The sequence below is a fragment of the Paraburkholderia sp. BR14374 genome, assembly GCF_040948685.1.
GTDB lineage: Bacteria > Pseudomonadota > Gammaproteobacteria > Burkholderiales > Burkholderiaceae > Paraburkholderia > Paraburkholderia youngii.
On the sequence record NZ_JBFPKF010000001.1, the window covers coordinates 616,233 to 628,428 of the forward strand.

The following is a 12,196-nucleotide window of genomic DNA, read 5'->3' on the forward strand; positions in this document are numbered from 1 at the left end:
ATGACCTCTCCGCTGAAGGTTTTCATTACCGGCGCTTCGAGCGGCATCGGCCTCGCGCTCGCCGGCGAATATGCACGGCGCGGCGCGATTCTCGGCCTCGTCGCCCGCCGCGGCGACGCGCTCGCCGCGTTCCAGCAGTCCCATCCCCAGAACACCGTCTCGATCTATGCGCTCGACGTGCGCGACGCGGAAGCGCTCGCCGATGCGGCCGCGCGCTTCATCGCCGAGCACGGCCTGCCCGACGTCGTGATCGCCAATGCCGGCATCAGCCGCGGCGCGCTGACCGGTCACGGCGATCTGCGCACCTTCCGCGAGGTGATGGACATCAATTACTTCGGCATGGTCGCGACGTTCGAGCCGTTCGCCGCCGCAATGGCCGACACCAAACATGGCACGCTGGTCGGCATTGCGAGCGTCGCCGGTGTGCGCGGCCTGCCGGGCTCGGGTGCGTATAGTGCGTCGAAGTCGGCGGCGCTGAAGTATCTCGAAGCGTTGCGCGTCGAGATGCGGCCGTTCGGCGTCGGTGTCGTCACGATCGCGCCCGGCTATATCCGCACGCCGATGACCGAGCACAATCCGTACAACATGCCGTTCCTGATGGACGCCGACCGTTTCGCGGCGAAGGTCGCACGGGCGGTCGAACGGCAGACGTCGTTCGCGGTGTTTCCGTGGCAGATGCGCGTGGCCGCGATGTTGCTGCACGTGCTGCCGCGCTGGCTCTACGACCGCGTGTTCGAACGCGCGCCGCGCAAGCCGCGCGCCGCCACCGAGTAAGTCATGCAACCTCGTGCGATCGATGCAGCCGGCGTCGCGCACGAATCCGCGGGCGCCGATGCGCGCATCGTGTCGCTGGTGCCGAGCCTCACCGAAACCCTGTTCGCGCTCGGGCTCGAGCGGCAGATCGTCGGGCGCACCGGCTTTTGCGTGCATCCGCGCGACAAGGTCCGCGCGGTGCCGAAGGTCGGCGGCACGAAAGCCGTCAAACTCGACGCGATCCGCGCGCTGCGCCCCACCCACCTGATCGTCAATATCGACGAAAACGAACGCGACACCGTCGAGCAATTGCGCGCGTTCGTGCCGCACATCGTCGTCACTCATCCGCAGACGCCGCGCGACAACCTCGCGCTGTACGCGCTGCTCGGCGCGATCTTCAGACGTGAAGAGGAAGCGCGGCGCTTGAGCGGCGCGCTCGACGCGCGTCTGCGCGAAGCCGCCGCTCGCACCTTCGCCGCGCAGAACGTGCTGTACCTGATCTGGCGCGAACCGTGGATGAGCGTCGCGCGCGATACCTACATCGCCGCGATGCTGCGTCTCGTGAACTGGCACACGTTGCCCGACGTGCACGGCGGCAGCGTCGGCGCCACGCGCTACCCGACGCTCGACTTCGACACCGCGCCATGGCTCGCGCAAGTCGACCGCGTGCTGCTGTCGAGCGAGCCGTACCGCTTCACGGCCGCGCATCGCGATGCGCTCGCGCGCGATCCGCGGTTCACTGGCAAGCGCATCGAGCTGATCGATGGGGAAATGACGTCGTGGTACGGCGTGCGCGCAATCGATGGCATCGGCTATCTGCTGCGCGGGGCCGCGGCGGCCTGAGGCGGCAACACAGCCGCGCCGCCCCCATATGGATATGTCGATTAAATTGTTGTCGCCATAATGGCCCTTCGATAAGCTTTCGCGAAGGCGCGCCGCCGGCCAGGCCTCGAAGGCAGGCCCCTCGGCCTCAGGCCGGGATCGCCCGACCTGTACGGCGGCGCCGGGAACGTATCACAATCGTGGCGACGCGCGCGCCGGGAGCGCTCCCCTGCCCGCTCACGCATCGCCGCCATAAACACAACCAGACGCACTGCCTGACTGCGCTCGTTACCGGAGATCCTATGCGCTTCAAACTGCTCGCAGCCGCCATCCTGCTCACGGCGCCCGCGCTCGCGCTCGCCAAACCATTGACCGTCTGTACCGAATCGAGCCCCGACGGCTTCGACGTCGTGCAGTTCAATTCGCTGGTCACGACGAATGCATCGGCCGACGTGATCTTCAACTCGCTGGTGTCGTTCGACGAAGCCGCGAAGAAGGTCGTGCCCGCGCTCGCCGACAAATGGGAAGTGAGCCCCGACGGCCTGACCTACACGTTCCACCTGCGTCCGAACGTGCAGTTCCAGACCACCGACTACTTCAAGCCCAACCGCGCGCTGAATGCCGACGACGTGATCTTCACCTTCGACCGCATGCTCAACGACAGCAATCCGTGGCACAAGGTGGCGGGCGCGAGCGGCTTCCCGCACGCGCAGTCGATGGGGCTGCCGAAGCTGATCAAGTCGATTACCAAGGTCGACGACGACACGGTCAAGTTCGAATTGAACGAGCCGAACGCGACGTTCGTGTCGATCCTGACAATGGGCTTTGCGTCGATCTATTCGGCCGAGTACGCGGACCAGTTGCTGAAGGCCGGCAAGCAGGTCGACCTGAACGCGAAGCCGATCGGCACCGGCCCGTTCGTGCTGAAGAGCTATACGAAAGACGCAGTGATCCGTTATGACGCGAACCCGACCTACTGGGGGCCGAAGCCGAAGATCGAGCGTCTGATCTACGCGATCACGCCGGACGCAACCGTGCGCGCGCAGAAGGTGAAGGCTGGCGAATGCCAGATCGCACTGTCACCGAAGCCGCAGGATCTCGCCGACGCGAAGAAGGACAAGTCACTCGCGATCGTGCAGACGCCCGCGTTCATGACGGCCTTCGTCGCGCTGAACACGCAGCAGAAGCCGCTCGACAACCAGAAGGTGCGCGCCGCGCTGAACATGGCGTTCGACCGCGCGACGTATCTGAAGACCGTGTTCGACAACACCGCGACGCCGGCCGTGAACCCGTTTCCGCCGAATACGTGGAGCTACAACCACTCGATCAAGGGCTGGCCGTACGACCCGGCGAAGGCGAAGCAGTTGCTCACCGACGCGGGTTTTCCGAACGGGTTCCAAACGACCATCTGGGTGCGTCCGAACGGCAGCGTGCTGAATCCGAATCCGAAGGCCGGTGCCGAACTGCTGCAGGCCGACTTCGCGAAGATCGGCGTGAATGCGGACGTCAAGGTGATCGAATGGGGCGAGCTGATCAAGCAGGCGAAGCAAGGCCAGCATGACTCGCTGTTCATGGGATGGGCGGGCGACAACGGCGATCCGGACAACTATCTGTCGCCGCTCTTCAGTTGCAACGCGGTGAAGTCGGGGATCAACTTCGCGCGCTTCTGCGATCAGGATCTCGACAAGCTGATCGCCGACGGCAGAGCAACGTCCGATATCGCCAAGCGCACGAAAGCGTATGAAGCCGCGCAGCAGATCATCCATGACGAAGCGCTGTGGATTCCGCTCGGCTATCCGACCGCTGCTGCGATCACGCGTACGAACGTGAGCGGGTATCACGTGAGTCCGTTTGGACGGCAGAATTTTGGGGCGGTGGTGGTGCAGTGATTTTGCGCTGCGGTTGACGCAGACAGCCCTGCGAGAAAGCCCGGTTCTTGAACCGGGCTTTTTTTATCTGACGCGCGAATTGGCTGATCGCATATGACACTGCGTAACCTTTTCCGACGTGATCTCGGGCCTTTGCCCGCGAGAACCGACTCCTAATGCAATTTTCCCTCAGGCAAGAAGCTAATAATCGTTTGCAAAGCAACGGCCCACACTTTGACAACAGGAATGGTTACGGCAATGCAAGCTCCAACGAGGGAAGGATCAAGGCACCACGATCGAGACGTTGAGAAAGCTGAACCCGACGGCCGCTGTTCTTCGCCCTGGACAAGTATTGACGTACCGGAAAGCTTCAATTCAAAAAGTGATTGCAGGCTGGCACCCCATCGTCACGACGTTCATAGCACTGCGCTATAACGGACGTCGGGAACCAAACTACGCCAGAAAACTTGATTGCGCGTTGTCATCGGTGCGGAAAGGAAAGGCGGCCCTATGTGCACAATGAAGCTGATCTGTTTCGCCCTGGCCGCCTGCCTGCCAACAATGGTCCTTGCAGCCTCAGCGGTTCCCGTCGCAAGCGAGCGGGCCTTGCGCGAGGAATGCAGCGCGTTCTCGCAAGCGGGGATGCGGGACTGTCTGGCAGAAAAAGCAGAGGCGAGTAAGAAGACCCTCAGACGAGCCGAGGAGAAGATGGCTGGCACCCTTTCCAAATGGGATGAAGACCACAAGTACGTCAACCAGGCCAGGGCAAAACTCGCCGCATCAAACAGAAAATTCGCTCGGTACCGTGAGTCTCAATGCGACTTCGCAGCTTCGCTGACTGGTGGTGCAGCCGGCAATGCGCACGAAATCAGCCGATTAGCTTGCGTTTCCGAACTCAACAACCGGCGAGCCGAGCAACTACGCAACGCTGCATCTGACATGCCCTTGAAGTAGTTCGCGTGAGAGGACACCCAGCATCGTTGCGCCGCTCAGTGCCTTCGCGAAGCGCGGATCTATTCGTCCGCGCTTCTCCGCCCGCGGCGAATGTCCGAGATCACACCGCCGCAAACCGTATCACCCCGTCCGCATTCTGCGTCCGCTTCAATTCCCCCGCCCGCCACAGCAGATGCAAATGCGCGAGCGCCTCACCCATCGCGAACGTCATCTGATGGATATCGAGTTGGCGCTTGAACATCAGCGGCACGATGTCGGCGGCGCTTTGCGGCTTTTCCGCGCACGCTTCGCGCACTTCGGCGAGCCGCGCATCGTGATGCTCGCGCAGTTGCCGAATGCGCGTGCGCACGCCGCGAAACGGCTTGCCATGCGACGGCAGCACGAGCGTATCTTCTGGCATCGTCTCGTAGCGGCCAAGCGACTCCAGATACAGTTCGAGCGGCGAGCCCTCAGGCTCGATATCGAACACCGACACGTTGGTTGAAATGCGCGGCAGCACCATGTCGCCTGAAATCAGCGTGCCGGTTTCCGCACAGTGCAGCGCGCAGTGTTCCGGCGAGTGGCCGAAGCCTGTGACCACGCGCCACGTCCTGCCGCCGATCCTCACGTCCTCGGCTTCGCGCAAACGCCGGTATTGCCCCGGAATCGCCGGTACGAGGCTCGAGTAATAGCTCGTGCGATTGCGCAGTTTGTCGACCGATTCGGTGTCGTTCAAACCATGCCGCGCGAAGTGCCGCGCCGCGGCCTCGCCGCCCGCGTTCGAACCGTCGCCCGTCGCCATTACGCGCGCCTGCATGTATTCGCCGAGCGTCATCCAGAGCCGCGCGTCCCAACGCTTTTTCTCGCCGCCGCCGCACACCCAGTGCGCGAGGCCGATGTGGTCCGGATGGCAATGCGTGACGATCACGCGCAGCACCGGCAGCCCGTCGAGCACCGACTCGAACACGCTCTCCCAATTCGCCTTGATCGTGTCCGACGTGATGCCGCAGTCGACCACGGTCCAGCCTTGCTGACCGTCGATCTCATCGCGCAGCAGCCACAGGTTGATATGGTCGAGCGCGAACGGTAACGGCATGCGCAGCCATAGCACGCCCGGCGCGACTTCCATCGTGCGGCCCGAGTCGGGCATCGTGTCGTTGAACGGGTATTGGAGTTGGTGTTCGAGTGCATTCATGGGGACTGTCTTCCTCCGACGACTCTCCGGCATGGCCAGGTATGCGATGCCGGTCGGCCTGGTTGTGGTTGCGTTCCGCTCAGGTTGACGATAACGTAAACGTCGATTCTATCGTTCAATCCGGTTTTGTGCCGGCCAAGCGGCCACGAGATGTCCCGATGAATACGCAATACACGATCACCGAACTCGCGCGCGAATTCGACGTCACGCCACGCGCAATTCGTTTCTATGAAGACCAGGGTTTACTCTCACCGAGCCGCGAGGGTTCGAGCGGCTTGCGGCGCGTCTATTCCGGCCGCGACCGCACGCGTCTGAAGCTCACGCTGCGCGGCAAGCGCCTTGGCTTCACGCTGTCGGAGATTCGCGACCTGCTCGACGTCTACGAGTCGCCGACCGACACCGTGCCGCAATTGCACGCGTTTCTCGCGACGGTCGCGCGTCATCGCGAAGTGCTCGAACGTCAGCGCGAAGATCTCGACGCGACGCTCGAAGATCTGGCGCAGTACGAAGCGCAGGCGCGCGCGTTGCTCGATGGCACGAGGCACGACGCGAAACCTGCCTGAAGCTGCCTGACTCTGACCGGCGTTTGCGGAGCGCGCGTGATGAATCACTTCCCCAAACTGTTATCGTCGCAAATCGGTTTCGACGTCGCGCAGACGATGCTCGAAGGGTTCGACCGTCACTACCGGATCTTTCGCGACGCGGCGATCCATGCGAAGACGCTGTTCGAAGCCGGCGACTGGCACGGCCTGCAAAAGCTCGCGCGCGACCGCATCGCGTCGTACGACGATCGCGTGCAGGAATGCGTGCACCTGCTCGAAGACGAGTACGACGCGGAGAACATCGACAGCGAAGTGTGGCAGCAGATCAAGCTGCACTACATTGGCCTTCTGACCACGCACCGTCAGCCCGAGTGCGCGGAAACCTTTTTTAATTCGGTTTCCTGCAAGATCCTGCACCGCTCGTACTTCAACAACGATTTCATTTTCGTGCGCCCAGCGATTTCGACCGAATACATCGAGAACGACGAACCGGCCGCGAAGCCGACCTATCGTGCGTATTACCCCGGTACGGACGGACTCGCCGCGACGCTGGAGCGGGTCGTCACAAACTTCCAGCTCGATCCGCCGTTCGAGGACCTGACGCGCGACGTCGCCTGTGTGGTGCAGTCGATTCGCGAAGCGTTCGGCGTGTTCGACGAGGCGCCGAATTTCCAGATTCATGTGCTGTCGTCACTGTTCTATCGCAACAAGGCTGCGTACATCGTCGGGCGCATCATCAACGGCGACGCGCTGCTGCCGTTCGCGGTGCCGCTGCGTTACGTGAAACCGGGCGTGCTCGCACTGGACACCGTGCTGCTCAAGCGCGAGCAGTTGCTGATCATCTTCAGCTTCTCGCACTCGTATTTTCTGGTCGACATGGAAGTGCCGTCCGCGTATGTCGAGTTTCTGCGCACGGTGATGCCGGCCAAGCCGAAGGCGGAGATCTATACGTCGGTGGGCCTGCAGAAGCAGGGCAAGAATCTGTTCTATCGCGATCTGCTGCATCACCTCAAGCATTCGAGCGACCGCTTCATCGTCGCGCCCGGCATCAAGGGGCTCGTGATGCTGGTGTTCACGTTGCCGTCGTTCCCCTACGTGTTCAAGCTGATCAAGGACAACTTTCCGCCGCCGAAGGAAACCACGCGAGCGCAGATCCAGCAGAAGTATCTGCTCGTCAAACGTCACGACCGGCTCGGCCGCATGGCCGACACGCTCGAATATTCGAGCGTCGCGCTGCCGCTCGCGCGGCTCGACGAAACGCTGTTGCGCGAACTCGAGAAGGAAGTGCCGTCGCTGATCGAATACGACGGCGAGAACCTCGTGATTCGCCACATGTACATCGAGCGACGCATGATCCCGCTCAATCTGTTCCTGCAGAACGGCAACGACGACGACATCGAGCACGGCATCAAGGAATACGGCAACGCGGTGAAGGAGCTGATCCAGGCGAACATCTTCCCCGGCGACATGCTGTACAAGAACTTCGGCGTCACGCGCCACGGCCGTGTCGTGTTCTACGACTACGACGAGATCGAGTACCTGACCGACTGCAACGTGCGCGCGGTGCCGGCGCCGCGCAACGAGGAAGACGAAATGTCGGACGAGCCGTGGTACGCGGTCGGTCCGCACGATATTTTCCCGGAGACGTACGGCACGTTCCTGCTCGGCGATCCGCGCGTGCGCCGATCGTTCATGCTGCATCACGCGGATCTCTTCGAGCCCGAACTGTGGCAGCGATACAAGGATTTTCTCTTGAAGGGCGAGTTGCCCGATTTTTTCCCGTACGACCAGAGCGTGCGCTTCTGCGTGCGTTATCCGGGGCGGTTCGCCGAAACAACCGATGCAGAGGCGAACGAGCCGAATGTGCGCGTGGCTTGATGAATCTCACGAGGGTTCACAGCAGGCCGCGTGCGGCGGTAGCCATCCAAGCTATGACCAAGGAGCTCAAACATGAGTGACGCAATTCAAAGTGGTATCCATGCCGATCCGATCGTGATCGTCAGCGCGGCGCGCACGCCGATGGCCGGCTTTCAGGGCGACTTCGCGTCGCTGACCGCGCCACAACTCGGCGCGGTCGCGATCAAGGCGGCCGTCGAGCGCGCGGGTCTGAAGCCCGAGCAGATCGACGAAGCGGTGATGGGCTGCGTGCTGCCCGCCGGCCTCGGCCAGGCGCCCGCGCGCCAGGCCGCGCTCGGCGCGGGTCTGCCGCTCGCCACAGGCTGCACGACGGTCAACAAGATGTGCGGCTCCGGCATGCGCGCGGCGATGTTCGCGCACGACATGCTGGCTGCGGGCTCGCTCGACGTGATCGTCGCGGGCGGCATGGAAAGCATGACGAACGCGCCGTATCTGTTGCCGAAAGCGCGCGGCGGCATGCGCATGGGCCACGGTCAGGTGCTCGACCACATGTTCTACGACGGCCTCGAAGACGCGTACGACAAAGGCCGTCTGATGGGCACGTTCGCCGAGGAATGCGCGGCGTCGTTCGACTTCACCCGCGAGGCGCAGGACGCGTTCGCGGTCGAGTCGCTGAACCGCGCGAAACGCGCGAACGAGGACGGCTCGTTCGACTGGGAAATCGCGCCCGTTACGGTGGCGGCCCGCAAGGGCGACGTCACGATCGCGCGCGACGAGCAGCCGTTCAAGGCCAACCTCGACAAGATTCCCACGCTGAAGCCTGCGTTCAGCAAGACCGGCACCGTGACGGCGGCGAACTCGTCATCGATCTCGGACGGCGCGGCCGCGCTCGTGATGATGCGCGAGTCGACCGCGAAGCGGCTCGGCGTCGCGCCGCTCGCACGCGTCGTCGGTCATTCGACGTTCGCGCAGGAGCCCGCGAAGTTCACGACCGCGCCGGTCGGCGCGATCCGCAAGCTGTTCGAGAAGAACGGCTGGCGCGCCGGCGACGTCGATCTGTACGAGATCAACGAAGCGTTCGCGGTCGTCACGATGGCCGCGATGAAAGAGCACGACCTGCCGCACAACAAGGTCAACGTGAACGGCGGAGCATGCGCGCTAGGCCATCCGATCGGCGCCTCGGGCGCGCGCATTCTGGTTACGCTCATCGGCGCGCTGAAGAATCGCGGTCTGAAGCGCGGCGTCGCGTCGCTGTGCATCGGCGGCGGCGAGGCGACCGCAATGGGTATCGAACTGATCTGAAGAGTTGACCAAACTTCGAGGAATACGATGAAAACAGTGTTGATCGTCGGTGCGTCGCGTGGCATCGGCCAGGAATTCGTGCGGCAGTACAAAAAGAGCGGCTGGCGCGTGCTCGCGACCGCGCGGGACGGCGCCGCGCTCGACGCGCTCAACGAGCTCGGTGCCGAAACCTTCATGCTCGACGTCACCGCCCCCGAAGAAATCGCGGCGCTCGGCTGGAAGCTCGACGGCGAACGGCTCGACGTGGCGATCGTGGTGTCGGGCGTGTACGGTCCGCGCACCGAAGGGATCGAGACGATCACCGCCGAGGACTTCGATCACGTGATGCATACGAACGTGCGCGGCCCGATGCAGTTGCTGCCGATCCTGCTGCCGCTCGTCGAGGAAACGGACGGCGTGCTCGCGGTGATTTCGAGCCGCATGGGCAGCATCGCCGATGCGAGCGGCACGACGGGCTGGCTGTATCGCACCAGCAAGGCGGCGCTGAACGCCGTGCTGAAGCTCGCGTCGCTCGACGCGCAACGCGCGACCTGCGTGTCGCTGCATCCCGGCTGGGTGCGCACCGACATGGGTGGCGCGCAGGCCGCGCTCGATCCGGCGCGCAGCGTCGCGGGCATGCGCGAGGTGCTGGCGCAGGCGGCGGCATCGCGCGACGCGTTCCACGGCCGCTTCGTTCAGCACGACGGTACGCAGCTCGACTGGTAGACAACCGGGTTGCATCGGATCGGAGACACACTCATGGTGCTTGACCAGGATCACCTGATGGTGCGCGACGCGCTGCGCACCTTCGTGCGCGAAGCGATCACGCCGTACGCGGCGCAATGGGATCGCGAGCGCACCTTTCCGCGCGACGTGCACCGGCAGCTCGCCGAACTCGGCGCCTATGGCGTGCTGGTGCCCGACGCGTATGGCGGCGCCGGCATGGACGCGCTCGCGCTCTCGCTGATCCTCGAAGAAATCGCGGCCGGCGACGGCGGCACTTCGACCGCGATCTCGGTGAACAACTGCCCGGTGTGCAGCATCCTGCTCACCTATGGCAACGACGCGCAGAAGCGCGACTGGCTCACGCCGCTCGCGCGCGGCGAGATGCTCGGCGCGTTCTGCCTGACCGAGCCGCAAGCGGGCTCGGATGCGTCGGCGCTGCGCACTACCGCGACGCGCGATGGCGACGCGTACGTGCTGAGCGGCGTCAAGCAGTTCATTACGAGCGGCAAGAACGGCAACGTCGCGATCGTAATGGCCGTCACCGACAAGACCGCCGGCAAACGCGGCATCAGCGCGTTCATCGTGCCCACCAGCACGCCGGGCTACGTAGTCGCGCGTGTCGAAGACAAGCTCGGCCAGCATTCGTCGGACACCGCGCAGATCGTGTTCGAGGACTGCCGTGTGCCGGCGGCGAACCTGATTGGCGCGGAAGGCGAAGGCTACCGGATCGCGTTGTCAGGGCTCGAAGGCGGGCGCATCGGCATCGCTGCGCAAAGCGTCGGCATGGCGCGCGCGGCGTTCGAAGCGGCGCTGAATTATGCAAAAGAACGCGAGAGCTTCGGCGCGGCGCTGTTCTCGCACCAGGCGGTGCAGTTCCGTCTGGCCGACATGGCCACGCAACTCGAAGCCGCGCGTCAATTGATCTGGCACGCTGCGTCGCTGAAAGACGCGGGCCAACCGTGCCTGACCGAAGCCGCGATGGCAAAACTGTTCGCTTCCGAAGCCGCCGAGCGCATCTGCTCGGCCGCGTTGCAGATTCACGGCGGCTACGGTTATCTGAGCGACTTCCCGGTCGAGCGGATTTACCGTGACGTGCGCGTGTGCCAGATTTACGAAGGCACGAGCGATATCCAGAAGATCCTGATCGCTCGCGCGCTCAACTGAAATTTCAATGAATAAGCCATTGTTGTCACCGCAAAGACCTGTCGACTGCCCGTGCGGCGGCGCCGCGCCCGCCGCACGCCCAGGCACCGCGACCAAGGCCCCGCGTTTCGCACAATGCTGCGGCCGCTATATCGACGGCGGCGAAGCGGCGCCGCGCGCGCTCGAACTGATGCGCTCGCGCTATAGCGCGTACGTGCTCGGTGCAACCGACTACCTGCGCGCGACGTGGGCCCCCCGCACCTGCCCCGCCAATCTCGACGTCGATCCCACCGCACCCGACGCGCCTCGTTGGCTCGGACTGCAGATCAAAGCGTTCGCCCAAAGCGATGCCGATCACGCGACCGTCGAATTCATCGCCCGCTACAAAGTGGGGGGACGTGCGCATCGGCTGCATGAATTGAGCCGCTTCCTGCGTGGCGATGATGGACGCTGGCGTTATGTAGACGGAGACGTCGATGAGTAGCAGGCGCTGATTAAGTGATCGCTGCATTACGCGTCGAGGCTTTCTCATGCCTGCCTCTCGCTCTCGACAAAATTCATAAAAACCCCCGCATCCGCTTTTTTTCGTTCCACGGGCGCAGGCTCCTTCGTTGGCCTCGCGCCACAGCACTTACACGACCTTTAGTCGCCGCTTCGCGCCACATGTCCCCGGCCCTTGCCTGGCAAGGCTTTGAGGCCTGATTCGCAGACGCAGCAATTTTTTCGTCGCGGGTTCTCCTTGATTGCACAAAACAAAATTGTCGTGCCAGGATGAGTCCGTAGTTTCATGACGTCACATTGCGAGAGCGGGTCACACCAGTTCCGCAACATGCAAAGGAAGCCTGACTGGCCGCTGATAGTAAGCGCGCCGCGCGGGCTCCGGTAGCACCAAGTGACGCTCATCCTCGGCGCGTGGGGTCGCGTCGGCCGTTGGGTTCATCCCGTGCAATCTCGATTTGCGTGCGTGCGCTTTGCGCACTACGCACGCGAGTGAGTCTGTTTGTGTCGAAAACGCGAACGAAAGCTGAACGTCAGCAGCGTTTTTGGCCACCGGACAGCACGGAGTTCGGGACAGG

At 63.4% G+C, this 12,196-nt stretch carries 11 protein-coding genes; 10 read left to right on the forward strand and 1 reads right to left on the reverse strand.

All coding sequences use genetic code 11. From position 1 onward, the window contains the following. The 4 genes from AB3X86_RS02805 (at position 1) to AB3X86_RS02820 (ending at position 4,397) form a co-directional block, all read left to right on the forward strand. Complete coding sequence (locus AB3X86_RS02805; protein WP_176368326.1) at positions 1-774, forward strand: SDR family oxidoreductase; 774 nt, start codon at positions 1-3, stop codon at positions 772-774. A gap of 3 nt (positions 775-777) precedes the next feature. Next, positions 778-1,596 carry a helical backbone metal receptor gene (locus tag AB3X86_RS02810; RefSeq protein ID WP_368594835.1) on the forward strand — a complete coding sequence of 273 codons (819 nt, stop codon included), beginning with the start codon at positions 778-780 and terminating at the stop codon, positions 1,594-1,596. A 281-nt stretch (positions 1,597-1,877) separates the two neighbouring features. After that, positions 1,878-3,464, forward strand: a complete 1,587-nt coding sequence (locus AB3X86_RS02815) for an ABC transporter substrate-binding protein (RefSeq protein ID WP_368594836.1) — start codon at positions 1,878-1,880, stop codon at positions 3,462-3,464. A 498-nt stretch (positions 3,465-3,962) separates the two neighbouring features. Then, the gene (locus AB3X86_RS02820; RefSeq protein WP_368594837.1) at positions 3,963-4,397 is read left to right on the forward strand and encodes a lysozyme inhibitor LprI family protein; all 435 of its coding nucleotides are present in this window, start codon (positions 3,963-3,965) and stop codon (positions 4,395-4,397) included. 100 nt (positions 4,398-4,497) lie between these two features. Here the strand turns inward: AB3X86_RS02820 and AB3X86_RS02825 are convergent, their stop codons facing one another. Further along, positions 4,498-5,571, reverse strand: a complete 1,074-nt coding sequence (locus tag AB3X86_RS02825) for an MBL fold metallo-hydrolase (protein WP_368594838.1) — start codon at positions 5,569-5,571, stop codon at positions 4,498-4,500. A gap of 158 nt (positions 5,572-5,729) precedes the next feature. Between AB3X86_RS02825 and AB3X86_RS02830 the strand changes: the two genes are divergently transcribed. The 6 genes from AB3X86_RS02830 (at position 5,730) to AB3X86_RS02855 (ending at position 11,604) form a co-directional block, all read left to right on the forward strand. Continuing rightward, entirely contained in the window at positions 5,730-6,134 is a 405-nt protein-coding gene (locus AB3X86_RS02830) for a MerR family DNA-binding transcriptional regulator (RefSeq protein WP_018436808.1), read from the forward strand. Positions 6,135-6,173: 39 nt separating this feature from the next. Then, positions 6,174-7,991: a bifunctional isocitrate dehydrogenase kinase/phosphatase gene (gene aceK, locus AB3X86_RS02835; RefSeq protein ID WP_368594839.1), complete on the forward strand. Its 1,818-nt coding sequence runs from the start codon at positions 6,174-6,176 to the stop codon at positions 7,989-7,991. 72 nt (positions 7,992-8,063) lie between these two features. Further along, positions 8,064-9,272, forward strand: coding sequence for an acetyl-CoA C-acetyltransferase (locus tag AB3X86_RS02840; RefSeq protein ID WP_368594840.1), 1,209 nt, complete (start codon positions 8,064-8,066; stop codon positions 9,270-9,272). 27 nt (positions 9,273-9,299) lie between these two features. Beyond that, on the forward strand, positions 9,300-9,977 hold the full coding sequence (locus AB3X86_RS02845) for an SDR family oxidoreductase (RefSeq protein WP_176109713.1): 678 nt from the start codon (positions 9,300-9,302) through the stop codon (positions 9,975-9,977). 33 nt (positions 9,978-10,010) lie between these two features. Continuing rightward, a complete protein-coding gene (locus tag AB3X86_RS02850; protein ID WP_368594841.1) occupies positions 10,011-11,141 on the forward strand; it encodes an acyl-CoA dehydrogenase family protein in 1,131 nt (376 codons plus the stop codon). Between the two features lie 7 nt (positions 11,142-11,148). After that, positions 11,149-11,604 (forward strand): YchJ family protein, encoded by a 456-nt coding sequence (locus AB3X86_RS02855; protein WP_368594842.1) that lies wholly within the window; start codon positions 11,149-11,151, stop codon positions 11,602-11,604. Positions 11,605-12,196 lie beyond the last annotated feature (592 nt).